This is a genomic window from Microbispora rosea, from assembly GCF_900156315.1.
Classification (GTDB): Bacteria; Actinomycetota; Actinomycetes; order Streptosporangiales; family Streptosporangiaceae; genus Microbispora; species Microbispora rosea.
Genome location: NZ_FTNI01000029.1, coordinates 42,376 through 66,140, shown reverse-complemented (window position 1 = coordinate 66,140; position 23,765 = coordinate 42,376). Strand labels below are relative to the sequence as shown.

Sequence of the window (23,765 nt, the reverse complement as noted above, 5' to 3'; positions counted from 1 at the left end):
CGAGCTTGGTGGTGCCGGCCACGAGCATGCTGAGGACTACGAACAGGAGAAGCCCGAGCTCGAGCGGGAAGTCGCGGAAAGGCCTCGTACCCGCCCGGTGTCTCGCGGTGCCGTCTCCCGCATGCCGTCGGCGCGCGCCATTTTGGAGTTGCCACGGACGCCCGCGTCCGCATCGTCGGGAGTGACTCTCGGGCAGGCGGGTCGCGCGGTTGCCGCGTCGTATCTCCTCGCTTCCGAGGGGGACGAGCGGTGGGCTAAGTTCTCCATCCGTCTCCCCGAGGACCTGCACCGGCGGTCGGTGCGGGCGATGAACCGACTCCGCAAGATGCTGAGAAGGCGGGGGCTCGGCACGAACCACGTGTGGAACTCCGCCCTGGCGGTGATGACGCCGGCGGACCTTGATGTATGTGTCGAGTGGGCACGGGCCCGCCGGCAGGCCAGCGATGGCATCGAGGCGCCGTCCCGATCGACGACCGTGCACCCTGCGGTGAAGGAAGCGATGACCGACCTCGAGGGCGACCTGCGCGAGCACGCCCGGCATGGTCTCGTCGGATACCTCATCGCGGAAATCATTAGCCGGTTCCTGGACCGGCTGGAGGCGGAACTCCCGGACGCGAACGGCTAGGCAGTGCAGGACTTACGCGGCCGCGGAGCGAGCTGACCATGCTCCGCGGCCGTCCGCCTGCCCTGCAGTCGCACCGCGAACACCGCAGGCGGCAGGGCCGCACCTCAGCAGGTCTTCACGTAGGGCACCTCGCCTCCCACGTGCTCCTGCCACTCGGCCGGCGTCAGTGGCCGGCCCGCTCGCCGGCACACCTCGGGTACGACGCGTTCGGGGGCGACGGGCAGTTCGTGAAGCGTGCCGTCACCTCCAAGGACGTGCAGCACACTGCTGTCCTTGGAGAAGGCGATGACAGGGCGGATCGCGTTGTCCTCCGCCGCCTCGGCGACGGTGACGACCTGCGGGGCGCCCAACTGGTAGCCGCCCGCCACGTCGAACAGCGTGACCCGGGTGTCATGCGCGACCGCCAGGAAACGTCCGTCGGGGGAGAACCTCCCGTTCAGCGCGTTCCCGGGCAGCCTGAGCAGTTGCCCAGTCGGCTTCCACGTATGCGTGTTCCACAAGGCCACTGCTCTGCCCCCGTACGGGGATGCCGCGAGCCCGCCCTTCGGGGCCAGCACCATCCACCCCTTGGCCAGCGTGCCGGGGCCCTTCGACCGTGGCAGCAGCTTCTTCTTCACAAGGTCGATCACGTCTACACCGCCATCGTCGGCGGTGACGAGGGTCTTGCCGTCGGCGCTGAAGGACATGTGGTCTCCCGCGACCGGCGTGAACCGCATCACCTGCTTGCGACGCCTGACATCCACGATCTCGACTCCGCCCTCACCGGTGTAGTCGTTGGGCTGACCGTGACTGAAAGCGAGGAGGCGACCATCCGGGCTGAACCGCAGTTCGCGTTTCTCCGCGCTCTCCTCCTTCAGCGTGACGTCACGCAGCTTGCGCCGGGTTTCGATGTCCCACAGCGTCAGCTTCGGCGTGGAGTCGTTCAGGACGCTGGTCGCCAGCATGCGGCCGTCAGGGGAGACGGCCATGCCCAGTTCTTCGAACTCGTCGTTCGTGCCCGGCTTGATCTTCAGGTTTGTCTGTGTGAGGTCGGGCAGCGCCCACCTGTGCAGCACACCGTCGGCCAGGGCGAACAGGGCGTCACCGGTGGCGTTGAATTCCCTGTTCTCCGCGTCGGCGTCCTGGACCTCGGGCGCACGCATGTACCGGCTGATGTCGTAGGCCGTCACCTGTCCCGTTTCGTCGAGCAGGGTGAGCGTACCGTTGTCGGGGCTGATTCTCGGGGACCCCACGATCGCGGCGTCGATGGTCAGATTGAGGAGTTGGACGCCGTCTTTCACGCGCCACAGGGCGACGGTGGTTCCTTGCTGGTTACTGCCGGAGGTGACCAGGAGTGTGCCGTCCGCGCTGAAGACCGCGTCCTGGCTCGGGCCGTAGAACTCTCGCCCCCAGTCACCTTTGATCATGTTCCACAGCCTGATCTTCTCCTCGTCGGTCTCCTGGCCCGCGATCACGGCGAGAGTGGCGTCGGGGGAGAAGGCGAGGATCCGTCCAGGAAGGTTTTCCGGGAGCCGCTTGCCGGGGACAGGGCCGCCCTCGGGGAATGTCCGCAGCACGTCCGCTGACTCTTTCGCGCCTGCATAGATGGTGAGGGCGCCGAAGTCGTCGTGTGGGCCAAGTACCGCAGCGCTCACTCCCAAAATTTCTGATTGCGGGAGTGTCTCCGGAGGTATCTCCAGCCGCCGTTTCGCGACGTTCCACAGCGCGTAGTACGGCCCGCCCCGGTTCTGGTACGCCCACAGGTAACCGCCGCCTGGGCTGAAGCTCAGCTCGCTAGGGTCACCCTTGCCCGAGTTCTCACTTTTCGGCACGACCGCCCCGCCGCCGAGCCGCTTGCCGGTGCCCAGGCTCCACAAGTGGATACCGTTCCTGCCCAGTGCCAGGGTGTCGCCATCTGGGCCAAGGGCGGCGCTGAAGGGGCCTTGCCCGACCCCGGTGAAGGTCCTGATCGTCTTGCCGGTGCTGACGTCGTAAGCGGTCACCTTGTCGGCCCCCGCGCTGACCAGGATCCGGCCGTCGATGCTCAGCGCCCGCCCCTCGTTGGCGAGCGCTGGGTCCTTGAAGCCGCGCAACTCCTGCTGACCCAGTGCACTGAACACCGCCGCTCTCGCCTCCGGCACCGGTGCGATGCGATAGGCGGCGACGCTCAGCAGCATCGCTTTCACCGGGTCGCTGTCGCGCAACGCATCGGCCTGCAGGGCAACCCGACGAGCGGTGGCCTGCGCACTCTGCTCAGCAAGACGCCGGTCGCTGACAGCGAGCCGGCGATTGCTCGCCTCACTTCTGCGTGCCTGCTGCCAAGCGAGCATCCCGCCGGTGAGCGCGCCGACGAGCAGAATCGCCAATGTACCCGCCAGTAGTTTCCGCCGCCTGCTTTGCCGTACCGACTCGGCGCTGCTTCGTTGGAGGAACTCTTTCTCGAGGGAGTTGAGTGTCAGGCTAGTGGACGTCGTCCAGGCCAGCGCGGCGTGCAGGGTGCTACCCCTTAGGAGTTCCTCGACCAGGCGCCCGTTCGCCGCCCAGCGGCGGGCGGCCTCGCCGAGCCGGCGGTGACGGTCGATCGACTCGCGATCAGATCTAATCCATTCATGCAGGCGGGGCCAGGCGGACAGCAGGGCCTCATGGGTGATCTCCACGGTGTCCTGGGTCTGAGTGATCAGGCGGCCTTGGGTGAAGGCGTCCATGACTCCGGCGGCCGAGCCGGTGCCGGAATCGGGGCTGAGGAGATCGGCGCGGGGTACACGGCGCCGTGCATCGTCGATGTCGTCGCCGATGGTGACCAGACGCAGGAACAGGGCCCTGGCCATACGCCGATCTGCGTCACTCAGACCGGTGAAGATGCGCTCCGCGGTGGTGGCCACGGCTTGCTGAATGCCGCCGGTGACGCGGTAGCCCTCCACGGTCAGGGTGTGGCCGTGCCGCTGCTGCCAGGTGGTGCGCAGCGCGTGGGCCAGCAGCGGCAGACGCCCGGTTTCATACCCATTACCCGTGGTGGCACCCAGGTCGCGGAGCAGAAGTTCGACCAGTCCTGGCTCAATTTCCAAGCCCACGTCCCGGGCCGGGTACTGGATCGCTTCGCGCAGCTCCTCCTGCGACATCGGCCCGACGAACACCTGCCCGTCCTGCAACGCCGCGCGTAACAGGGGGTAGTCGGCACAGTGGGTGTAGAAGTCCGAGCGCAGACCGCATACGACCAGCGCCACCGGCCTGGTTCCCCCGAAGCCCGGGCTGGCCAGCTGGGCGAGCGCCTCGATGAAGCGATGGCGCTCCGGCTCGTCCTCGCACTGAGTGAACAATTCCTCTAACTGATCCACCACCACGATCATGCGTGGCCCGACGACGTCCGGATCGGCGTCCCGGGCTGTAAACCGCTCGTGCAGCATCCACGCGCACTGTTGGGCCTCGGCCGCGATCGCTTCACTGACCTGCCCCGGGTCGATGCCGGGCAGTCTCTCCAGGGTCTTGGTCAAGGCAGCCATCGGCTGGGCGCCGGGCGTGAACAGCAGCTGCGGCCAGTGTCGCGATCCGGAAAGGGCGCCGTCTTCCAGCGCGGGCAGCAGGCCAGCGCGCAGCAAGGAGGACTTCCCGGCGCCGGAGGGGGCCACCACCATTAGCGGGCCGCCGGACCGTGCGCGCTCGTCCAGGCGCGCGGTTAGCTCTGCCAGCAGCCGATCTCGTCCGAAGAACCAGCGGGCCTGTTCGGGCCCGAAGGCGGCCAATCCGGGGTAGGGGCAGCGGTCCGAGGCCTGGCCTGGGTGGGCGCGTCGCCGCTGCCGGACGCCGTCTTGGTAGTAGAAGTGCTGGTCTCGGCCTGCCTGATAGACCTTGCTCTCGCCGGACGCCTCGGCCTGGAAATGGGGGCCGGCGTGCTGTGGGTCTGGCGGTTGCTCGGAGGGGCGGCTCACTTGTCGTGGATGTGCTGGTCGCGGCCCGCCTGGAACACTCGCCCGTGCCCGCGGGCCGTGGCCGTCATGGTGATGTCGCGGATGCGAGACTGCTCGGGTGCGGGCAACAATGGGGCCAGCTCCTGGTCCAGGATGCGCCGGAGCTCATCGCCCAGCTGCGGGTCGGCGGCCAGCAGTCGCCGCAGCTTGCGCTGCCAGTCGCCGACCAGTTCCTGTTCGGCCTGCCGGTCGCCCGATTGGCGGGCGGTCACCACCTCGGCGCGGGTCTCCTCCAGCTCAGCTTCGATCGCCAGTGCTCGCTCGGGACGCGCCCGCTGCCACAGTGCGACCACCGCCTCGCGGGCCTGCTGCCAGCCTTCGGTCGTCATCGCGGTCACCATTGCCGTTGCCGCGGCTAACACCAGCGGATCCATCCCCGCCCTCCTTAACGCGCGAATCCGTTCCCCCAAGCCGCCGTAACCACAGCGACAGCACCGCGCAGACGAAAAGAACCAACACGCGCATATCGCAATCGACGCCCTTGCTGTTTCCAAACCGGGAGTACGAGTTTCCTAGTGAGCAGTGGCCCGAGAGCCGTAAAGGACCGCAGTCGGACGTTGCGGTGTTCGGGTTCTGGCCGCCGAAGCTCGACGGTGCCGAGTGGTTATGCCGGTGCGGTCAGCCGACGGTCGACGGGTAAGACGGGCGCGGCCGCTGAGAAATTCAGCTGAAGGTGTCCCGGAAGTTCTCACCTCGGGGGCACGGGTTCTGACGGTAGGGGAGGCACTCGCGCCCCCGAAGTGAATCTACGCTGTAAAGGCGCGGCCATCGCACAACATCCTCACGAGAGGCCCGTTATCCGGGCCTCTCCCTCCCCCCGTATACCGGACACTCGAACCCAGGATTACCCATCGGTGCCCAAAGCCCCGGCCCCGTGCGGTGCCGCGTGGATGCGCCGGTTGTCTTCTCCGTTTACCCTAGCCGGGCTTTACAAAGTAGATCGCAGGCCCGGATCCGCGGTAAGAAACCGCCCGGAGGGCCGAGTAGGGGAGCGTGCCCGACACCGTAACCGCTCGCAGAGCATGACGCAGAACCAGCTACCAGTGCCGGGAGCAGAGCGCCAGCGGGGGAGCGGCCGTCACGGACCGAGCAACGCCCCCACGGCCTCCTGAACCCCATGACCCAAGCCCGGACCACACGCACACGGACCGCCCCGCCATCCCCCGCCCGCACAGCCGGCCGCCGCCTCGCCAAAGCGAACCGCGAGCGAAAACGGGCAGCCGCCCACGCCGTCACAGGCACTCGCTAGCGCAGGAAGGACAGAAGCCGCAGGTCAGCGGTGACGGAGGGCACTCCGGGCAGCGACACGCCACAACACTCCGCGTCACCGCGCTACGACACGCCGGAAAATCACAGCCGTCTTGCTCGCCTCGCGAACCAGGTTCCGGTAGAACTGATCCGAATTACATCGGTGGTAGTAGCACGGGCGGGAGAAGGAGCTGAGATGCCGCAGCCGCACAGGGGGAAGAGGAAGCCGCAGACGATCCGCTTCCCGGGATCCCTGGACGCTGAGATCAAGCGCCGCATGCCGGCCGAAGGCTGGAAGGACTTCGGGGACTACGTCGTCGCCCTCCTTTGCCGAGAGCACGGCATTGACGTTCCGTCCTACCTGACGCTTCCGAGCGTGTCGACCACGGCATCCGGCATCCCCGGCATCGCCGACCTGGTCGCTGCCGAACCAAGATCCGACGTCGCGGCGCAACTGGACGCAACGGAGCGCAGAGCGCAGACGATCCGCTTTCCCGAGCCCCTGCACGCCGAGATCAAGCGCCGGCTGAAGACCGAAGGCTGGAAGAACTTCGACGCCTACGTGGTCGCCTTCCTCTGCCGGAAGCACGGCATCGAGGTTCCTGCATACGTCGCGGTACCGAGCGCGGCATCGCAGCGGGCGCCGATCCCGGGCCTGGAACTGGTCGCTGCCGGAACAAAGACGGGAGTGGCGGCCTAGCCCCACGGCGGCCGCCCGGAAGGAGACGGTGAAGGAGAGCAGGTAACGCCGCAGGTCGGCGTACTCCTCACAAAAGCAGAGAGCCCCGCGCTCATTGGCCTGAGAAACCTTGCGCGGAGCCCTCTCCCATAGAACAGACATCCGGCCCGGCCCGAGTCGGCTGGCGGGCTTTCGCGTGCCTGGCCGGGTGTCCCTGACGTCTGGAGCCCAGAATAGACGACGGGTCGCCGGGTCGGCCAGTCACGTCCTTTTTCGGCGTGTCCGACCCGTTCTTGAGCGTTGCCCGGGAACGGCTTGACCCTTCCGAGCCGATCCCCGCGCATCTGGTGTGCGCACGATCTAGGGCCGCATGGCACCGTGCCGTGGAGTCACACCCCGACACGGCCGCGCGACGCGCGGACTGGCGGCGCGGCCTGATGGCCGTCGTATGGCAGCTCGCCACGCGCACCGGCCGGAACATGGTCACCGCCCCGAAGAAGGGCGCGACATGGGCCGTCATGGCCGCAGATGCCGGCGTATCGAGGTCCACGCTGGCCGACCGTCTGGCGTGGTTGCTGGAGCGAGGGCTGCTCGTACGCGTCACACCCGGCACCACACCGCGGTTTCGCCCGGGCACCCTGCGCGGCGCACTCGACGACGGCCGCGGCAACGAGGCCGCCACGTACGTCCTGACGGTGCCCGCCGACCTGGCGGAGTCCCTTGCCGAGGACGACCAGGGCGACGGCGGGCAGCTCCGGACCTGCGCCTCCGGCCCCGCTGGAGACGACTGGCGCGACGTTCCCTGGCCTGCGGAAACACTGCCTGTGGAGCTAACTCGGACCCCCAAGCCTCACGTGGTTGATGTAGGAGAAAAGACTTCCCCTGACGTGCGCGCGCGCGAGACGCCCGCTCACACGGCGCCCGTCTCTGCTTGGCCGGCCACCGCAACGCCTGGCACCAAAGCGGAGATGCTGGCGGCGTGCGAGCGGCTGCGAGCGGAGGACCCGATCCTGCGGAAGCTGTCCGCGCGGCATCTGCGGTCGTTGCTGCGTGTGCTGTTCCGGCTCGGCGCTACCGTCGACGACGTGCGCCACGTGCTGCACCACCAGCCGGGCGGCAGGGCCTGGCCGCTGGCGGCGGCGCCGCGCTTCGTGCCGGGCTGGGTGCGGTGGCGGGTCCAGGCATGGCTCACCCCGGATTCGTCGCTGGGCGGCGAAGGCGTGCGGCTGGCCGGCCAGCTCCCGTCGCAGGTTCGTGTGGCGTACCGGACACGGATCCGCCGTGAGCAGACCGCGCGGACGACCGCGCTCGCGGAAGCGCGGGCATGCCGCGGGGACGCGTCGGCCGGGGCGGCCCTCGCCCGGCGACACTTGATCGCAGCCCTGTCACGAGCTCCGAAAGGCGCAGCGTGAGCCGCTTCATGATGACGCGACTCCAACCGTCTCGTCCGCCTCGCGTTGAAGGACGGACCTGAGGGGCGGTATCTCGCGTGAAGGCGATGGCCTCGAGACCTGTGGTGCGAAGTGATCCTTGTGAAGATCGGTAGCGACCTCTTATGGCCGGCGGGCAGGATGGCAGGTGTGAGGATGAGCACCGATGATCTTCTGGCCGAATGGCTGGTGAACATGACGCGGGAGCAGCGCCAACATCGGTTTTGGGGGTTTCAGGGAACACTGCGCTCCTCGCAGGAGGCGCCGGGCGACGGAACCGAGCAGATCCCCGAGCGAGAACCGTAGAGCCATCGAGGGGTGCCACCGGAATACGGCAGAAACGGGCCGCGGGCGGAGTCTCAGGGGTTGAGGACTCGGATAGCCGCTGGTCGTTCCGATGTCGGTGGCGCAGTCAGATCGCCACACGGGGGCGAGCAGAGGACACCTAAGCCAGACGGGTGCTGCTCTGGTCGTCGCTCCTGTGGTCGCGGATCACTACGTAGCCTGGCCCGTCCGTTGCGGTGCAGTCCGGGCCGTGGGCGTCGATGCTGCCGAGGTCTGCGGGAAAGGCAGCGTTGGACGGGAGGTTGTGGCCGTCGATGGTGAAGGTGACGCGAGTCCCGCTTCCCGGCTGCGGATCGAACCTCTGCACAGTGTCGAGGGGACGAAGGCCGGCGAGTTCTTGGCTGAAGCCTCGGCCGTCGCTCCACATTTCGACGGTTGTCGTTGAGCAAATCGTCGCGATCGCTGCCAGGAGCCACCACTCGGGGCTGAGCAGGGAGTCGAAGTAACCGAGGGGCGGGGAGTCCGACCAAGTGTGCTGCTGGTGAATCGTCACGTTGAAACACAAGTCGCCGAAGACGACGATCTCTGAGATGAGCGAGTGATCTTCTGCGACTCGCATCGCCGGGTGCAGTGCGTGCCGAGCCGCAGCTGACAGCAACAAGGCTGGCAGCCTTGGGTCGTCCAGTCCCGCCCCGAAGTACATTCCCGGCTGCTTGAGGACGGCGGCGTCGAACTCGAGCACGGTGATATCGGCCGCGCTGTACCGATGCGCTTCCGGAGGGGAGGTCGGATGATCAGAGGTCACGGTTGTCCTTGCGGGCGCGATGCCAGGCTGCCTCGAATTCCTCTCTGCTGATCTCCAGGTCCTTCAATTCCGGGTCGACGAGGTCAACGATGGGCGGGTTTAACGGCCAGTCATCTGGGTCGCTCTTAAGGGCGTCCCCGTTGTCAGTCAGCTCCACCTGCCTCAGTCGGCGTCCGTCGGATCCGATCTCCATCAGGTAGTCGGCCGGTTCGACGCCGTCGTCTCCGTCCCAGCGGCGCTGAAGGTAGACGAGGGTTCGATCAGCCAGCGCCCCGAAGCCGGGCAAGTGCCGGTGCGCTAGCCGCTGCGCACGCAGGTCGTCCAAGCCCGCCGGCATGGACTGGGCGCCGACATCGGTTTCTTCCAGGTTCCATCCCTCAGCCTGCTCGATCGTTTCCGGGGTCTCGATTACCTCCCGAACGTTTCCAGCACCTCGCGAGCCGAACGTGCGCGCACCCACCACCACGAACCGCCCATTCCGTAGTCGTACAAGATCAGAAACCGCCGCTTCGTCGCGCCCTCACCGGTCACGAGCTCCATCTCCTTGAGAGTCGACAGCCGGGCCGAGCCCGGCTGGGAGGTTGTCGACGACGAGAGCCACTGCGGCGTCCGCCGTGTGAATGACCCCGATGACTTCGGGACTTCGAGGACGACGGACACAGAACCGGCCATCCCGCAGAGGTTCGATCGACGGCGCCTGGACCGACCACGGGTGGCTCGTGCAGCTGCTGAACAGCAGTCTGAAATGACTGGTGAAGGGATAGAGCTGCCGGAGTTTTCGGCTCCGTTCGGGCAGCCTCAATCAACACCACGATGCCTGGGTGGGCATTGCCGGGGTGCAAGGCTTCGTGCCGCTCGTGATGCCAGCGCCACACGAGCAGCAGCTGCCGCCAGCGCGCCTCCACGGTTTACGTGGGGCCGAGCATGCGGGCAGCGGCGAGATCGGGAAGCTGTGGCCTCGGAGGAATGCCCGATATCGGTCGGAGGCGCCGGAGCTCATCGTCATCGTGTGTCGCCGGCTTTCAGCTGTAGATCGGGAAGGACGCCTGGAACGCCAGGCGTTCGTCGGCCCGGTCGCCGATACGGGACAGGACCGCGTCGAGCTCGATGAACTCCTCCCACTTCGCCCGGCCGGTCGCCTCGGACAGGCGGGCCACAATGAGGTCCTCCAAGTCCGGGACGCGTTTGTTCTTCCAGATCTTGTCGGCGAGGCTTACGAGCAGGTCTTCCAGCCCGGCATCTGGGCCCGTCCATGATGCGTGCGTCGCGGCGAAGCGGGCGTGCTCCGGGCAGACACCGCGGCTAAGCAGAAGAGCCTGCCCGGCTTCCTCATGCGCCGACCCAGGACCGGACAGCTCAGCGAGATGAACGGACTTTCCAATGTCGTGCGTAGCAGCCCCGAACAGCACCGCCTCTCGGTCGAAGATCAATGTGGGACGGTGCTGCTCCACCCAGGTGACCAGCTGGTGCGCGACATCGTGAACGGCCCGCAGATGGGCTGCCAGCCGCGGCGGGCTTCCCACGTCGGACAGAAGCTCCGCGATGTGATCTGGCAGGGGGAGCAGAAGCGAATCCACCATGCCTTTAGTGGCCCTCGACATGGCGGCGTCCATCGTCACGTCGTCAGGGTACTGACCGCACCTCGTCTTGTGTCCGTTAGGGGAACCCCAACCGGACACTCGCCCAGCCGGACCCGGCGGCCAACGGACCGCAGCTCCGCCGCTCGCATCCGCCTAGAGCACGAACCTCGCCTCGAGGAGTTCCTGGGGTCACAGCGGCGGAACGGGTAAACCCGCGCACCGGAGAGATCGTCTTCTCATGGTCGATATCCCCGATCCGGGAGAGCAAATGCTCCGTCGTCTCCTTGCCACGGGCGCGCTCGTCGCGTCCGCTCTCGTGGTACCCGCGGTTACGGCCGCACCGGTTGGCGCCGTCACCCTGTCGTCCGCCACCTCCTCCACTGCGGCGAGTTGCTACAAGCAGGTGGGCAACCACTGGAACTGCATCACCCCCGGTGCGTTCTGCCCCAAGGCGGCGCACAACCGGTACGGCTATGCCAAGGTCACCAAGAAGCGGTACAAGTGCACCTACAAGAGCTCCGACCCGTACTGGCGATGGAGGCGCGCCTACTAACGCCACGGAGCAAGCGCCCGCTCCTCCCACGGGAGGAGCGGGCGCCGCCCTATTCGCGAGTACCACCCGTTCGGGCAGGGGCCAGCTCATCACTGCCCCGCTTCATGTACGTCAGGCGGCGGTGCAGGGCGGTGATCCGGGCGCGCACATCGCGTGGCGCTCCCGCTGGACTTAGCCGTGGCCGACACGGCGCCGTCCCTCGGTCATGCGGAACCAACCGCGGGTTGACGAGCGGCACGCGGCGCAGCCGACGATCGTGGCTGTACGGTCATTGCGGCAGATTCTCTTCTGGCTGTAATACGGATTGCGCGTTCTTGTTCACCCCGGACAGACGAGACGGGAAAACGACGATGACTGTTATCGGAACTTGGAACGTCGAGAATCTGTTCAAGTTCACGCCGGGGGGCAAGTTCGGTCCGACCAGCCAGGCGGCGTACGACGCCAAAATCGAGGGCCTGTCCGCGACCATCACCCGGGCAGGCGTCGAGGTCCTGGCCGTGGAGGAGGTCGGCGACCCCGACGCGCTCGCCGAGTTGGCGGCCCGTCTGGGAGGTGAATGGCGGCACGTCACCTCCGGGATCTTCGACCCCGGGCATCCCATCCGGGTCGGGTTGTTGTCCCGGCTTCCGTTCGAGGTTGTCACCGACCGAGCGACCTTCCCCCAGCAGCTGTCTGCGATTCAGGCCGGCGATGACGGCATGACAGCTCACCAGATGGGCCGGGGCGCCCTGGCCGTACGCGTCACCGAACCCGACGGCCGCACCATCGACGTGATCGTCGCGCACCTGAAGAGCAAGCTGCTGTCGTTCCCGCCAGGGCCCAATGGGCGGCCCCGCTTCCGACCCCGGGACGAGGGCGAACGGGCCCGGGTAGCGGCCTACGCCCTATACCGGCGGACCGCTGAGGCCGTCACCGTACGCGCCTTGGCCGACGAACTGCTCGCCGGGCAGGGCGAGGCCCGCCAGGTCATGGTGATGGGCGACTTCAACGACGAGCCGGAGGCAGCCACCACCCAGATCCTGCTGGGCCCGCCCGGCTCCGAACTGGGCACCCCGGGCGCCGACCAGCCCGACCGCGGGGACAAGACCCGGCTATGGAACCTCGCCCCCCGCATCCCCGCTGCCGAGCGGTTCTCCCGGGTCTTTCACGGTCGCGGCGAACTCATCGACCACCTGCTGGTTTCGCACGCCCTCCTCGCCCGCGCCTTCGAGGTCCATACGGTGCGTCCGGCGGACGTGGGCGGCCCGCACGACGGGCTGCCCTCGATGACCGAAGACCCCACCAGCCGCCGTGACGCGCCGGCCTCTGACCACGCCATGGTCTTCACCCGGCTCAGCCCCTGATATTCACCGGCAGCGGAAACCGCCGCCGCCGGGGACGACGCGCCAACCGAGCGCCCGATGGATCGGTTCGGCGATGATTCGTGGCCACCGTAGGCGCTCCGCTCGCCGATATGACAGTTCACACCCTTCCCAGCAAGAGAGGGGTGTCGGTCACGGCGAGCAAGGAACCTCGACTGCTGCTGGATTCCAGCTCGATGTGTCCGGCCAGAGCCGTCTGGTGATTGATGTAGCCGGCCACCGTCCCCGCGGTATCGAGAGCAACCAGGAGGCCGGTAGAGCTCTTGAGAAGCAGATCGCGCCCATCGTCGATAGGGGCGTCCGTTCATACGAAGCCGGGTGGATGCATGAGCACGGCGGCCGAAGCGTGTGACTGGTCCGCCCTTGCTGGGGTGCCGGTAAGAAGCGTGTCATGAGCCCCAAACGGGCGCTCAAGGCGAATGTGTCGGCCGTCCGGCATAGCGCATGTGGCAGTGGCAGCCCTCGCGCCTGCCTGCTTCCGAGCCGGCCTGCGCCTACGCCGCCGGCGGCAACGAGGACAAGGTCCACCGGATCGCTCGTAGACGCTCCGCTGTCGTCATGACGACCTGTGGCGGGGTGGCGTGGGCACCTCGCCAGATGGGACGACCATGACCAAGAACAGCGCCCGCAAGAAGGCCATCCGCGCCCGCCAAACCGCCACCGGCGAGGCTTACAACGCCGCCCGCCGCGCCCTCGACGTCCCGGACACCGGGCCGGACCTTCCCCGGCGGTGAGCGGCCTTGGGTCTCCTCCTGGGACGGCGACCCCATCACGACGTCAACCCGGCGAGCGGCCACCACCGGCGCGCGCTGTGCGGCGCGTGCGGGGTATGCACCACCTGCGACGGGTGCTACTGCGCCGAGCTGGCGCGCGAGGCCGCCATGGACGCGAGATCGAGCGGGAGACGCAGGAGCACCTGGGCCACGACCAGTACCGGGCCGACTGCCTGCGCTGCGAGCGTGAGCGCGTCGACAGCGCGCCGACTACACCCGCTGCCCGGCGTGCGGCCTGACCTACCCCGACGGCATCGGCGACCACCGCCGGCACAACCCGCCCTACTGCAACGACCTCCCGACCTACCGGCTGGGCATCGGCTGGGGATACCTACGCGGCCAGCACGTCACCCTCGTCGGGCCGGACTGCAGCGTGCACGGCCTGGTGCTGGTCGACCAGGACGCGCCCGACCCCCACGACTACTACCCCCACCTGCTGATGCGCCGGACCGATCCCGGCTATGAGGACGGGCCCTGCGAGGCGTCGCCCTTCAACCCCCGATCCTGGCTGGAGGTCCACCAGGTAAGCGCACTCTCATACCCGAACTGAACGACCATTCTGTCTGGTATGGCTGCCGGGCCGATTACGGAGCCCCCCGATGCCGGACGACGGCGGGATGGCGTACGCGCCGTTCCGGGCGGCCGCTGACGCCCGAAACGGCGATCGCGTGGCCAGGAGACCCGTACGGCCAGCGCCGCCGTCATCAAAGACTTCGGTACCACCCGAACTGCGGTCGCGGCCTCAGGCCCGCTGTCCGGTGCCGGCCGCCTCCATCGCGTCGGCCTCCTCGCGCGCCTGGCGGTCGTGCTCGTCCTGGTTCAGCTGCGTCCCGCACGACCGGCACCGGTAATAGTGCACCTCGTCGTCCCATCCGACCGCCCGCTCCCCGCACGCGCAGCGCACCGGCGAGCTCGTCGACGCCCGGTCGTCCTTCGCCAGATGCCGCAAGACCCGATCCCAGTTGCTCAGCTTCCGCGGCAGGCCGGCCATGTCCTCATGCGCGAGGACGTCCTCCAGGCGCTCAGCCAGCCACCCGATCGTCCGCGAGCGCGGGTGCGCACCGCGGCCGCCGCGTGATTCCCGGCCGGGGTAGCCGCGCAGGGCTCGCCATTCGTCCTCGATGTCGAACAGGTCGCCAAGCATCTTGTCGAGCACGTCGGTGACGGGCGAGACGCTCGGGCGGGTCCTGGTGCCCGACACACGGCCCTCGCCCCCGCCGGCGCCGCGGCCACGGTGCCCGTCGGCGGTGGCGGGGAACTGGCTCGCGAGCACGTCCAGGTCGAGCAACGTACGACGGGCATTCGCGGCGCACCGCCCGCAGAACAACGGACTGTCGGGCCAGAACCGCACCCGTGGAGTCTCGGGCTCGGCGGGAGGATCCCCGTGGCCGCCGGCGGCATACCAGGCGTCCACAGCGTCGGCATGTTCCACGAGCGCCTGGTGGTGGGCGAGGAGTGCACGGGCCGCCCGCGGGTTGCACGAACCGCGGCAGGAACCGGCAGGGACATCGAGCTGCTGGGCGGTGTCGGGCATGTATGGACCTTCCCCGAGATGATCCGTTTCCGATCACGGTAGCGGCCGGTCAGCTGCCGCGCGGTGCTCGCCGTGCCGGACTGGTTGCCGTAGGAGAAGCGAGTTCGATCGATCCCGTGTCCGATTAGATCAACACGATCTCTGACTCCACGCGAGGCCCTGAAGGAACCGGCTGTGCTGTACGAGTACAACAACAACCGCTGCGCGGCTGAGAAACACGAACATCCCGCGTCAGGGCAGGTCAGGAGGGCAGGAACGGCGTGCGCAAGGACCACAATGCCTACTTGAACTACAACGACGAGAAGAAGTGCAGCACTCGGTCGGGCGCTATCACACCTCGCCAACTGGCGCTCTGAGCAGGGAAAAGGAAGATCCCGAGTGGAACCTTTGCAGGTCTCTGCTGATCAGGTTCCTCCACGCGCCGCAGGAACACGAAGATCCTGCGCCGGGAAGTGCCGGTGGGCACCCCTACTATTCCCTCGTACCGCAGAAAGCCCGGGCCCCGTTGACGCGGGGCCCGGGCGGAAGCGGTACGTGCTGAACCCGGGGCTCTGCACTGGAACCACCACTAAGCACGGCCAGTGTAGGACCAACTTAGGTACGGCGCCTTAGCTGGTGCCTCGGGTTCGGCGATTCCCAAATTCAAGGAGGAACGCATGAACCACCTGGTCCTGCGCGTCCCGCAGGCCTTCGGCCGCTGGGGCGTCGTGATCGTCGTCGTCATCGTCGTGCTCTACATCCTCGTGCTGACCGGCACGAAGATCGAGCTCGGCATCGGCCCCGCCGTGTGACGTCAGCCCGTCCCCCGCACAACATCCGGCGGCCGCTCTCCACTCGGAGGGCGGCCGACCGCGCTGAACTCTGCTACGCGTACGACTACGCCTACAACAGTTGGCGGGGACGACCGAAGGTGTGATGGTCGGTTGCGCGGCGCCGCCCTTCACTCGGCAGACGCCGACTCGGCACGCTTCTCCTCAACGAGCTTGGGCCCCGGGTCCACACCGCGTTTCCCATGCTGCGCCGGCCTCCGCATCGCCGAAGCGATCGGCGTCACGACCCAGGCGGTCTCCTACTGGGAGCTGGGGGGCGCACTCCCCGGGCCGCTACCGCGAGGCCTACCTCGAAGCGCTCAACGCGCTGCGCGAGGTCGCGTCATGAGCCGCCGCCACTCCCCTGGCGAGGCCTCGCTCATCGACGAGCCGGACGAGCACCCCGAACCGCATAACTGCACGTCAACCGAGTGTCGATCTTGCCCGGGGACGTTAACGCCCGGATGTGCTACTCCACGCACCATGATTCACAGGCAGAACGTCGGCAGCCACCAGGAGCGGACACCCGCCCCCACCGACCGGCACACGCTGACCGTCCCCGAGACCGCGCGCCTGCTCGGCATCTCCGACGACGCCACATACGACGCAGTCCACCGCGGGGACATCCCGTCATTCCGAATCGGACGGAAGATCTTGATCCCCACGGCCAAGCTCGCCGCGATGCTTGGGATCGCTGTTGGCGGCCAGACGGGAGCAGCTGGCGATGAGGGTTGACACGTCGACGGGCGGTCCCCACCAGGGCCGCCTGATAGCCACGCCCGCCCGAGGGGAACGCGCACATCACCAGGGTGGAGGGCGCGGTAGATGACCGCCACATCTACGGACACCCTCGACGAGTACGGCATCCCGCAAGGCGAGTGGATGGGCCTGGTCCGGCGCGCGCGCATCGGCCGCGAGCGCAAGCTCGCCATGCTGACCGTGGGCTCCTACGCCAACGCCGACGGCACCGGTATCTACTGCGGCGTGGCACGCCTGGCCGTCGACTGCGAGGTGAGCTACCGGACCGCGGGCCGGTACTTCGCCTGGGCCCGAAACGTCGGCCTGGTGGCGCTGGTCAGGCACGGCAACCGGCGCCGGGGCAAGGCCGACGAGTACCGGCTGACGGCCAGCCCCGAGCTGCTGCACCACCTCGACATCCCCGACCCCGACGTCTACCGAAAGCTCGTGGGCGACGTCGCCGCGGCCAACCGTGCCGACTCCAACAAGCGCCAACGCCAGCTTGCTGGCCGCGACCGGGCCGACGCCACAGCTGCGGACACCAAGGATGACCGTAGAACCGGGGACGACGACGCCGGCGACCTACGGACACGGGGGGACCGTAGAAACGACGCCTGCGAGGCCGTTCCTACGGACACCCAGGCGTCCGTAAGAACAGGTTTCTACGGACATGCGGCCGACGGATCTACGGACATCCCTGGTGTCCGCCCACCTTCCATGGATCACCTCACCTCTTTAACGGACCTTCCATGGGTGCCAACTCCTGCCCGTAACGCGCGGTACCACTACGCGCGTGCGCGAGCGAGCGAGCGACGGACAGGATTCATCGACCAGACCACCCCGAGCGACCGGGCCGACGTGCACGGCATGCGGCACCGAGCTGGACCCGGACGGCTCGTGCTTCATCTGCCGAACCCCGGCGGCCCGACCCGTTCCGCTGCGATCGGCGGGGGCGTGAAGGTCGGCGCGGCCGCGCGGCCGCCAGCCGAACCTGCGGCCGTCCGCACCCGCTACCGGCGAAGTTCGCGGTCTCCGCCTGACCACCTCCGTCGGTCTTACGCCACCCCATGTCCGCCGCCGAGAGCGCGGGTCAGGGGCCGGGTCGCGATCGAGGGACGGAACTGGTTTGCTTGGGATCAGTCACCAAGCCGCTTCTTGTGCGGTCGGTCGTCCTGCAGGGGATCGACCGGCAGGCCCCCCGACCGATCCCCATCGGTAAGGGGCCGGAAGGAGCAGCTCATGGCGGCTAAGCGGCGACGCCGCAAGGTTCCGAATCTGGGGGAGTGGGGGCCGCTCGCGCTGCGCGCGGCTCTGATCGCCCTGGATTGGCTCCTGAACGGGAGCGGACCTAGGTAGGTGGCCCCCTACCTAGGCCCGTAACTCCCAACAAGGCGCAGGGCCCCGGTTCTTGTTCTTTCCATGGGACCGGGGCTCTTGCGTTAGTGCAAGAGTATCGACGTCTTGCGAAGGGTCTAGGCCGGGAGCAGACACGCGAGTCCTGACCGGGGAGCCAGGGCACGCCTGATCCGTCGGCCGCGCGGCCGTGGCACGCGTCGCCCGTCAGGGCTTCTTGCGGATCGCCCCCGTCGTGAACCACTACACCAGCAGGACCGCGGCCTGCGCCTGCTCCAGCACCGGGGCGTCCCCTCGCCCTTGGTGATGCCCACGACCACGAGTGCGCCGTCCTTACGGGTACCGACGATGCCGAGGCCGGAACGTCGAGCCGTCCTGGAACATCGCCACATGGAGGGGCTTGGCGACGCTCTCGCCGGACGCGGTCGTCGACGCCCGGCCCGTGCACTCCGCCGCCGACCTGTCCCTGAGTGACGCCGCGCGGGAGGCCATCCTGGCGGGCATCCCCGAGTCGACCGGCGCGCCTACGCGGCCGACTGGTCGGCCTTCACCGCCTGGTGCGCCGATCGCGGCCGCGTCCCGCTGCGGGCGACCGCCGAGACCGTCACCGAGTACGTCACTTTCATCATGGTGACGCCCTTGGGCAAGACTGGCCGCCCGAGCCTGGCCCTGATCAAGGACCTCGCCGCCAAGGTGCGTAAAGCGGACGCGGCCCTGCCTGAGACGCTGCGCGCGATGTTCGACCGCTCGACCCTCACCGGGAAGCGCGACGCCGCGCTGCTACTGCTCGGCCACGCCTGCGCCGCCCGGACGTCGTCGTCATCGTCGTGCTCACCCAAACGAAGATCGAGCTCGGCAGCGGTGAAGACGATGACGAGGACGCCGAGCGCGACGAGCGTGATGCCGGCGGGATGGCTCACGAGATCTGCATGCGGGCCCTCGTATGGGACATGAAGGTGCGCGCCCTGCGGAGCCTCGAACACGCTCGGTGTAGGCCGGTGGGGCCACGAGACAGGGAAACTGGTGGTGGCGATGCGCTGACCCGTGCACCCTGTCTCCATGCTGATCACCCTTGAACCGGGCGCCAACCGCCACAACGTCCTGAAGACACTGCGCGAGGTCATCGTGAATGCCCAGAACCTCGCCAGCAGCCAGGGCGGAGGCCGAGAACTGCGCATCGACTACCTGACATGGGTCAACGCCACTCGCGCCCGGCTACGCGGTCAGATCAGCAGCGCCGACCTCGACCGGCTGGTCACCACACCTCGCTACATCACCGTGTTGTCCATGCAGATCCCCGAGCCGGTGATGAAGGCGCAGCCGAATCCGTTTGGCGGCGGCGCCCATGTCCAGATATCGGGGCCGAATACGGCTCCGATCCGCGAGATGATCTCCCTGGAGATCGCCGAGCACATTGACCACCTGACGCAAGCTCTCACGACGCTCACGGGGTGGACGTACCTGCTCGACCAGCGGCCGGGCGCCCTTGTTATCGCCGACTCCAACGTCTACTGCCACCACCCCGACCGACTGGACGAATGGAACGTGGGCGCGGACGCTCGCGTGCTGCCATCCCAGGACGTCCATATGATCCTCCCGTTGGCGGTACTGGACGAACTGGACCGGCAGAAAGACCGCGGCCAGGGCGCCGCCGCCACGAACGCCCGCGAGACGATCAAGCTGCTGGACGGCCTGCTTCCCAACGGCGTCATCCGCCCGCGGGGCAACGCACCGGAAAACCCTGCCTTCCCGCGCGGCGCGATCAGCATCGACCTGTGGCCCGACCCGCCCGGCCATGTGCGCCTGCCCCGCACCGACGATGAGGTCATTGCCCGGGCCGTGGCGTTCCAGGCGCTCGCCGGCCGGAAAGTGAAGCTGCTGACCGGAGACATCGGTATGTCGACCCGGGCGCGCATGGTCGGCCTGGAGGCGATCCGGCTCGACCTGCCCGACGCGACGCACAAGCCGAAGAGGCCGCCGCGCGGTACCCAGCATCCGGCCCTGAAGAACACGAGCGGGGACGGGCAGTCTGTCGGTTCCGCCGCCGCCGCGGGGGGCGATGGAACAGGATGAGGTGCTATGTCCTACTCCCTTGAGTTGCAGTTCGATGAGCCGCTGACGGTCGGGCAGGTCGCCCGGTACCTCGAACTCCTGCGCTCCGCCGGCGCGACCGATGACACGGTCCTGGACGAGGTGCACCCCTACCAGGACGAGTCGCTGTTGATCGGGTGGACGTACAAGACCGAGACCCTGCCCGCCCCCTCGGACCGGGCTGAGCTGACGTTGCCGGCGCCCGTCGTCCGCGACGCCATCGACATGCTCGACTCGGTCGCCGACTCCGATGGCGATGTCCGCAGTCTGCTGGACGCCGCGGAAGGCGTGCGGTCGACGCTGCGCAAGGCGATCGCGGCTGAGCTGGGCTTCCCGGAGGTCAGTACCTCAGGCCTCAGGTGATTGTTCGACCCGCCTTCTCCCGCCCCGTGAGTGATGCGCTCACGGGGCGGGGACGTTTGCCCTGGGTTACGCGTCCGCGAGGATCTGGCCGACGCGCTGATGGGACAGGCGTAGGGCGCCCCCGGCGTCGCGGTAGGTCCACCCCTGCCCGGTGAGGACCTGGGCGGCGTGGCGAACGGCGTCGCGTTCGGCCTGCTCGGCTTCGGCCCGGGCGACGCGCGCCGCGGTGACTGCCTCCAGAGCGGCGGCCGCGTCGGGGTCGGCGGGGGCGACGTGGAGGGCGACCGTACCGGGGGCGGCGTGGAGCACGTCCGCGACGCACATGGCAGCGTTGATCTCGGCGTCGCGCCAAGTGGCACCCTGGGCCTTGACGGCGGCGCCGGGGAGGTCGGGGACGGTGACGGTCCACAGCTTGCCGGTGCGCGTGGCGGTGGCCTGGTAGGTGGTGGCGGCGACGTTGGCGAACTCGTCGGGATTGGCGCCATCGTCGGCGGGCTCGACAGCCTGGAAGACCGCTTCGTGAGGGGATCTCATGGAAGAAGTCTAGTTTCACTAGACAGAATGCGCCTAGTTGGCATTGACGAATTCTGCCTATGTGAGCTTCCGTGACCCGGGCCGCCAACCCTTCCCACGGCGCCCCGTCGCAGACTCCGCAACCGTCTCTGTCCGTCTCCCGCCGTACCGCGCCGTCTCTTCCTTCCTCATCTTGTCTCCTGATAATGTTCCTTATCAGTAGTTAGCAAGCGCCCCAAGGAGCCCGCCCGTGACCGACCTTCTCCCCGCCCGCATCACCCCCGCCGACGAGATCGTCACGGCCGAGATCCTCCCCGCTGAGATCGTCACCCGGCCCGTTCACTCGGCCGCCGACTTCGCCGTGAGCGCCGCCGCCCGGGAGGCCGTCCTGGCGGGCATCCCCGCGTCGACCCGGCGCGCGTACGCCGCCGACTGGTCCGCCTTCACCGCCTGGTGCGCTGAGCACGGCCGCGTCTCGCTCCCGGTGACGGCCGAGACCGTCACCGAGTACGTCACGCACCTCACGGTGACGCCGTCGGCCAAGACCGGCCGTCCGCTGGCCCCGTCCAGCATCGAGCGGGCCCTGGCCGCCATCCGCACGATGCACAACGCCGCCGACGAGGCCCCGCCGCAGACCAAGGCCGCGCGCAAGGTCCTGTCCGGCTACCGCGAGCGCCTGGCCCTGAGCAAGGACCCGGCCTCCCGCACGCGCAAGGCCGACCCCGCCGTGCCGGACGCCCTGCGCATGATGCTGGCCACGCTCGACCGCTCGACCCTGGCGGGTAAGCGGGACGCCGCGCTGCTGCTGCTCGGGTACGCCTGCGCCGCCCGTGTCTCGGAGCTGGCCGCCCTGGACATCGCCGACGTGAAGGACACCCCGGACGGGCTGCTCGTCAGCGTCTACCGCCGCAAGATCAAGGCGTTCACGGAGACCGCCGTTCCGTACGGCAAGATCCCGGAGACCTGCCCCGTTCGCGCGGTGCGTGACCTCCTGGCGGCCATGGCCGAGGCTGGCCGCACGTCGGGCCCGCTGCTGGTCCGCATCGACCGCCACGGCCGCATCGCTCCCCCGCTCACCAGGGGCGGCAAGCAGATCGGCGACCCGAGCGGCCGCATGACCGCCGACGCCATCGCCGACGTTGTCTCCCGCATCGCCGAGGCTGCCGGGCTGGAGGGTCGCTGGACCGGTCACTCACTGCGGCGCGGCTTCGCTACCGCCGCCCGCCGTGCGGGCGCTGCCCTGGAGAGGATCGGCCGCCACGGTGGGTGGGCCGACGGCTCCAAGGCCCTGCTCGGCTACCTGGAGGAGGGCGACCGCTGGACCGACAACCCCGTGACCGGCCTGTAGCCCCTCCACTCTGGTCCGTGTCACGAGCCGCAAAGTAGGTCTGTGTGATAGCCGCGACGGTGGGTGTTCTCAGAGCTGGAAGCGCTGGCCAAGCTCGCCGCGACCCGCGAGCAACTTGTGGAGCTGATCGGCGGCGAGCGCGAGGAGTAGACCGAGGAGCCGAACGGTCCCCGCTGCTCCCCGGCTGGCCGCGATGATCCCCATCACGGCCAGCCAGGTGGATTCCCTCAGCTGAAGATCGAAGATCGTTCTAGACTGCGGCACTGTGCATACGCTTAGGGTGATCCTCACGCTGTTCATCCTCTATGCGCTCACTCTGGGCCCCGCGTCCCCCGTGTCGGGCCGGTTTGTCGTGGAACGCGCGACGCCCGAGGCCGTCGAGGTGTTCACCATGGACTGGTCCGATTGGCTCAAGGAGCCCTACGACTCGCGAATCGAGCCGTTCAACTACGCGCTGGACGCAGCCATGCAACGCACGGAGGCCCACCCGAAGGACCTCGCCCCGCCGTACCTGCTGAAGCGGCCGTACCGACTGGTCGCTCCATACATCACCGAACGTGGGCGGGCGCTGGCCGCCGCACCGCTCACCGGTGTCGCCTGGCCCGACCATGTACGGACCCCCTTCACGATCATTCCGGTCGTACGGCAGGTGCGGCACAGCAAGGCGGAGCTCGAGGCCGTGTTGGACGCCCTAATGTCACCGGCCGGCGACCCGAGGATCTTGGGAGGCCATATCGACGTCGAGCGGAACCGGGCCGTAATAGAGGTGAACGACGTCGACTTGCAGCTGCGTCGTCAGCTGGCCCAGGAGTACGGCTCCGACCTGGTCGCCATCCAGTGGAGCCCGGGAGAAGCTCGAGATTCTTTGACGACGTCGAAAGCATTCGGCGATCGGCTTGCCATGGGCCCCCTCATCTCCCTCGTGGGGGCACCCTCGCCTGGTTGAGCGGAACTCCCACGGCGCTCGCGATTTCACGGGCCTGAGGCCGCCCCAGCCTCGGGTCGAGACCCCGTCGTCCTGGCCCTCGTCGGCCAGCTCGGCGCCGCGCGCCCCCGGCAGCCGTCGACCACCACCCCTTGGCAGAAGGCGACCCCCACCCACCCTTAAGTCGTCTTCCCAGGAGGCACCCGTCTGGTCTTCCGCGTGGGTGACGGCCGAGTCTGCGGGACAGTGGCCTCCTCCTAAAAGGCAGGAGCGGAGTTGTAGATAGTGATCTTCTCAGGAGTCAACAGCAGCCCCGGGAGGCGCACCAGTGACCGCTCTCGCCCCGCGCCCACCCGGCAGCGCGGCCGTCCCCGCGGTCGTCGACGCTCGGCCCGTGCACTCCGCCGCCGACCTCGCCCTGAGCGACGCCGCCCGAGCCGCCGTCCTCGCCGGCATGCCCGAATCGACCCGCCGCGCCTACGCCCGCGACTGGTCGGCCTTCACCACCTGGTGCGCCGAGCGCGGGCGCGTCCCGCTGCCGGCGACCGCCGAGACCGTCACCGAGTACGTCACTTTCATGAGGAGGGCCGCCCCGCCGCCGCTACCTGTCGGGAAGCCGGGCTGGTCGCACCGACCCGAGCGGTGGGCCCTGGTAGGCGGGGTTTGGCCGCGCGTGCGTCAGGCGACGGAGTGGGTGACGGTGCCGGCGTAGAGGCCCGGGGCGGCGGAAGGGCTGGTGACAACAAGCGTCGGCGCCCAGTTGGTGGAGGTAGGGATAATCGAGCCGCCGGCCGCGCCGCTGCTGACG

Annotated in this window: 26 protein-coding genes; 16 read left to right on the top strand and 10 right to left on the bottom strand. The window is 68.5% G+C overall.

Translation table 11 applies throughout. From position 1 onward, the window contains the following. Nucleotides 1-121: 121 nt before the first annotated feature. A complete protein-coding gene (locus BXA11_RS32205) occupies nt 122-625 on the top strand; it encodes a hypothetical protein (RefSeq protein WP_143734640.1) in 504 nt (167 codons plus the stop codon). Between the two features lie 104 nt (nt 626-729). On the opposite strand, the gene BXA11_RS32200 is transcribed toward BXA11_RS32205, so the two are convergent. Then, entirely contained in the window at nt 730-4,530 is a 3,801-nt protein-coding gene (locus BXA11_RS32200) for an nSTAND1 domain-containing NTPase (RefSeq protein ID WP_076440611.1), read from the bottom strand. After that, on the bottom strand, nt 4,527-4,943 hold the full coding sequence (locus tag BXA11_RS32195; RefSeq protein WP_076440609.1) for a hypothetical protein: 417 nt from the start codon (nt 4,941-4,943) through the stop codon (nt 4,527-4,529). The genes BXA11_RS32200 and BXA11_RS32195 overlap by 4 nt, the downstream gene beginning before the upstream one ends. Before the next feature lie 1,070 nt (nt 4,944-6,013). On the opposite strand from BXA11_RS32195, the gene BXA11_RS32190 reads away from it, so the two are divergent. The 3 genes from BXA11_RS32190 (at nt 6,014) to BXA11_RS43415 (ending at nt 8,232) form a co-directional block, all read left to right on the top strand. After that, a complete protein-coding gene (locus tag BXA11_RS32190; protein WP_076440607.1) occupies nt 6,014-6,517 on the top strand; it encodes a hypothetical protein in 504 nt (167 codons plus the stop codon). 257 nt (nt 6,518-6,774) lie between these two features. Further along, nucleotides 6,775-7,908 (top strand): hypothetical protein, encoded by a 1,134-nt coding sequence (locus BXA11_RS32185; protein WP_143734639.1) that lies wholly within the window; start codon nt 6,775-6,777, stop codon nt 7,906-7,908. A gap of 174 nt (nt 7,909-8,082) precedes the next feature. Continuing rightward, nucleotides 8,083-8,232, top strand: a complete 150-nt coding sequence (locus BXA11_RS43415; protein WP_159454868.1) for a hypothetical protein — start codon at nt 8,083-8,085, stop codon at nt 8,230-8,232. 139 nt (nt 8,233-8,371) lie between these two features. Here BXA11_RS43415 and BXA11_RS32175 read toward each other — a convergent pair whose 3' ends face one another. The 4 genes from BXA11_RS32175 to BXA11_RS32165 all read right to left on the bottom strand — a co-directional run bounded on the left by BXA11_RS32175 (nt 8,372) and on the right by BXA11_RS32165 (nt 10,629). Next, complete coding sequence (locus BXA11_RS32175; protein WP_076440600.1) at nt 8,372-9,016, bottom strand: hypothetical protein; 645 nt, start codon at nt 9,014-9,016, stop codon at nt 8,372-8,374. Beyond that, nucleotides 9,006-9,482 carry a hypothetical protein gene (locus tag BXA11_RS32170; protein WP_204053983.1) on the bottom strand — a complete coding sequence of 159 codons (477 nt, stop codon included), beginning with the start codon at nt 9,480-9,482 and terminating at the stop codon, nt 9,006-9,008. Before BXA11_RS32170 ends, BXA11_RS32175 begins: the two co-directional genes overlap by 11 nt. A gap of 54 nt (nt 9,483-9,536) precedes the next feature. Further along, nucleotides 9,537-9,818: a DUF6193 family natural product biosynthesis protein gene (locus tag BXA11_RS45845; protein WP_373320671.1), complete on the bottom strand. Its 282-nt coding sequence runs from the start codon at nt 9,816-9,818 to the stop codon at nt 9,537-9,539. A gap of 220 nt (nt 9,819-10,038) precedes the next feature. Then, nucleotides 10,039-10,629 carry a phosphohydrolase gene (locus BXA11_RS32165; protein ID WP_076440721.1) on the bottom strand — a complete coding sequence of 197 codons (591 nt, stop codon included), beginning with the start codon at nt 10,627-10,629 and terminating at the stop codon, nt 10,039-10,041. Nucleotides 10,630-10,864: 235 nt separating this feature from the next. Between BXA11_RS32165 and BXA11_RS42590 the strand changes: the two genes are divergently transcribed. The 4 genes from BXA11_RS42590 (at nt 10,865) to BXA11_RS43410 (ending at nt 13,833) form a co-directional block, all read left to right on the top strand. Continuing rightward, nucleotides 10,865-11,149 (top strand): hypothetical protein, encoded by a 285-nt coding sequence (locus tag BXA11_RS42590; protein WP_143734638.1) that lies wholly within the window; start codon nt 10,865-10,867, stop codon nt 11,147-11,149. Between the two features lie 350 nt (nt 11,150-11,499). Beyond that, on the top strand, nt 11,500-12,492 hold the full coding sequence (locus tag BXA11_RS32160) for an endonuclease/exonuclease/phosphatase family protein (protein ID WP_076440598.1): 993 nt from the start codon (nt 11,500-11,502) through the stop codon (nt 12,490-12,492). Between the two features lie 626 nt (nt 12,493-13,118). Continuing rightward, entirely contained in the window at nt 13,119-13,244 is a 126-nt protein-coding gene (locus BXA11_RS45500; protein ID WP_275409761.1) for a hypothetical protein, read from the top strand. A gap of 412 nt (nt 13,245-13,656) precedes the next feature. After that, on the top strand, nt 13,657-13,833 hold the full coding sequence (locus BXA11_RS43410) for a hypothetical protein (RefSeq protein ID WP_159454867.1): 177 nt from the start codon (nt 13,657-13,659) through the stop codon (nt 13,831-13,833). A gap of 192 nt (nt 13,834-14,025) precedes the next feature. On the opposite strand, the gene BXA11_RS32155 is transcribed toward BXA11_RS43410, so the two are convergent. Further along, nucleotides 14,026-14,817, bottom strand: coding sequence for a hypothetical protein (locus tag BXA11_RS32155; protein WP_143734637.1), 792 nt, complete (start codon nt 14,815-14,817; stop codon nt 14,026-14,028). 656 nt (nt 14,818-15,473) lie between these two features. On the opposite strand from BXA11_RS32155, the gene BXA11_RS45495 reads away from it, so the two are divergent. The 3 genes from BXA11_RS45495 to BXA11_RS42585 all read left to right on the top strand — a co-directional run bounded on the left by BXA11_RS45495 (nt 15,474) and on the right by BXA11_RS42585 (nt 17,720). After that, nucleotides 15,474-15,608 carry a hypothetical protein gene (locus tag BXA11_RS45495; protein WP_275409760.1) on the top strand — a complete coding sequence of 45 codons (135 nt, stop codon included), beginning with the start codon at nt 15,474-15,476 and terminating at the stop codon, nt 15,606-15,608. A gap of 501 nt (nt 15,609-16,109) precedes the next feature. Beyond that, the gene (locus BXA11_RS32145) at nt 16,110-16,361 is read left to right on the top strand and encodes a helix-turn-helix domain-containing protein (RefSeq protein WP_076440592.1); all 252 of its coding nucleotides are present in this window, start codon (nt 16,110-16,112) and stop codon (nt 16,359-16,361) included. A 90-nt stretch (nt 16,362-16,451) separates the two neighbouring features. After that, nucleotides 16,452-17,720: a hypothetical protein gene (locus BXA11_RS42585; RefSeq protein WP_143734636.1), complete on the top strand. Its 1,269-nt coding sequence runs from the start codon at nt 16,452-16,454 to the stop codon at nt 17,718-17,720. A gap of 521 nt (nt 17,721-18,241) precedes the next feature. Here the strand turns inward: BXA11_RS42585 and BXA11_RS32140 are convergent. Beyond that, nucleotides 18,242-18,637 carry a hypothetical protein gene (locus BXA11_RS32140; RefSeq protein ID WP_143734635.1) on the bottom strand — a complete coding sequence of 132 codons (396 nt, stop codon included), beginning with the start codon at nt 18,635-18,637 and terminating at the stop codon, nt 18,242-18,244. A gap of 139 nt (nt 18,638-18,776) precedes the next feature. Here BXA11_RS32140 and BXA11_RS32135 point away from each other — a divergent pair, with 139 nt between their 5' ends. After that, complete coding sequence (locus BXA11_RS32135) at nt 18,777-19,790, top strand: PIN domain-containing protein (RefSeq protein WP_076440588.1); 1,014 nt, start codon at nt 18,777-18,779, stop codon at nt 19,788-19,790. Between the two features lie 6 nt (nt 19,791-19,796). Further along, the gene (locus BXA11_RS32130) at nt 19,797-20,171 is read left to right on the top strand and encodes a hypothetical protein (RefSeq protein WP_076440587.1); all 375 of its coding nucleotides are present in this window, start codon (nt 19,797-19,799) and stop codon (nt 20,169-20,171) included. A gap of 66 nt (nt 20,172-20,237) precedes the next feature. Here BXA11_RS32130 and BXA11_RS32125 read toward each other — a convergent pair whose 3' ends face one another. Beyond that, nucleotides 20,238-20,705, bottom strand: coding sequence for a hypothetical protein (locus BXA11_RS32125; protein WP_076440585.1), 468 nt, complete (start codon nt 20,703-20,705; stop codon nt 20,238-20,240). A gap of 229 nt (nt 20,706-20,934) precedes the next feature. Here BXA11_RS32125 and BXA11_RS32120 point away from each other — a divergent pair, with 229 nt between their 5' ends. After that, nucleotides 20,935-22,032 (top strand): tyrosine-type recombinase/integrase, encoded by a 1,098-nt coding sequence (locus BXA11_RS32120; protein ID WP_204053981.1) that lies wholly within the window; start codon nt 20,935-20,937, stop codon nt 22,030-22,032. Between the two features lie 69 nt (nt 22,033-22,101). Here BXA11_RS32120 and BXA11_RS44065 read toward each other — a convergent pair whose 3' ends face one another. After that, nucleotides 22,102-22,296, bottom strand: a complete 195-nt coding sequence (locus tag BXA11_RS44065; protein ID WP_076440583.1) for a hypothetical protein — start codon at nt 22,294-22,296, stop codon at nt 22,102-22,104. 1 nt (nt 22,297) lies between these two features. On the opposite strand from BXA11_RS44065, the gene BXA11_RS32110 reads away from it, so the two are divergent. Together BXA11_RS32110 and BXA11_RS32105 are read left to right on the top strand one after the other, a co-directional pair. Then, nucleotides 22,298-22,978 carry a hypothetical protein gene (locus BXA11_RS32110; RefSeq protein ID WP_076440581.1) on the top strand — a complete coding sequence of 227 codons (681 nt, stop codon included), beginning with the start codon at nt 22,298-22,300 and terminating at the stop codon, nt 22,976-22,978. A gap of 307 nt (nt 22,979-23,285) precedes the next feature. Further along, the gene (locus BXA11_RS32105; protein WP_076440579.1) at nt 23,286-23,669 is read left to right on the top strand and encodes a hypothetical protein; all 384 of its coding nucleotides are present in this window, start codon (nt 23,286-23,288) and stop codon (nt 23,667-23,669) included. Nucleotides 23,670-23,765 lie beyond the last annotated feature (96 nt).

Excerpts from the sequence above, each read along its gene's own strand:
- BXA11_RS32205 (WP_143734640.1), top strand. The coding sequence starts at position 122 with ATGCCGTCGGCGCGCGCCATTTTGGAGTTGCCACGGACGCCCGCGTCC.
- BXA11_RS32195 (WP_076440609.1), bottom strand. The coding sequence starts at position 4,943 with ATGGATCCGCTGGTGTTAGCCGCGGCAACGGCAATGGTGACCGCGATG.
- BXA11_RS32190 (WP_076440607.1), top strand. The coding sequence starts at position 6,014 with ATGCCGCAGCCGCACAGGGGGAAGAGGAAGCCGCAGACGATCCGCTTC.
- BXA11_RS43415 (WP_159454868.1), top strand. The coding sequence starts at position 8,083 with ATGAGCACCGATGATCTTCTGGCCGAATGGCTGGTGAACATGACGCGG.
- BXA11_RS32165 (WP_076440721.1), bottom strand. The coding sequence starts at position 10,629 with ATGGACGCCGCCATGTCGAGGGCCACTAAAGGCATGGTGGATTCGCTT.
- BXA11_RS42590 (WP_143734638.1), top strand. The coding sequence starts at position 10,865 with ATGCTCCGTCGTCTCCTTGCCACGGGCGCGCTCGTCGCGTCCGCTCTC.
- BXA11_RS32160 (WP_076440598.1), top strand. The coding sequence starts at position 11,500 with ATGACTGTTATCGGAACTTGGAACGTCGAGAATCTGTTCAAGTTCACG.
- BXA11_RS45500 (WP_275409761.1), top strand. The coding sequence starts at position 13,119 with ATGACCAAGAACAGCGCCCGCAAGAAGGCCATCCGCGCCCGCCAAACC.
- BXA11_RS32155 (WP_143734637.1), bottom strand. The coding sequence starts at position 14,817 with ATGCCCGACACCGCCCAGCAGCTCGATGTCCCTGCCGGTTCCTGCCGC.
- BXA11_RS45495 (WP_275409760.1), top strand. The coding sequence starts at position 15,474 with ATGAACCACCTGGTCCTGCGCGTCCCGCAGGCCTTCGGCCGCTGGGGC.
- BXA11_RS32145 (WP_076440592.1), top strand. The coding sequence starts at position 16,110 with ATGATTCACAGGCAGAACGTCGGCAGCCACCAGGAGCGGACACCCGCC.
- BXA11_RS42585 (WP_143734636.1), top strand. The coding sequence starts at position 16,452 with ATGACCGCCACATCTACGGACACCCTCGACGAGTACGGCATCCCGCAA.
- BXA11_RS32135 (WP_076440588.1), top strand. The coding sequence starts at position 18,777 with ATGCTGATCACCCTTGAACCGGGCGCCAACCGCCACAACGTCCTGAAG.
- BXA11_RS32130 (WP_076440587.1), top strand. The coding sequence starts at position 19,797 with ATGTCCTACTCCCTTGAGTTGCAGTTCGATGAGCCGCTGACGGTCGGG.
- BXA11_RS32125 (WP_076440585.1), bottom strand. The coding sequence starts at position 20,705 with ATGAGATCCCCTCACGAAGCGGTCTTCCAGGCTGTCGAGCCCGCCGAC.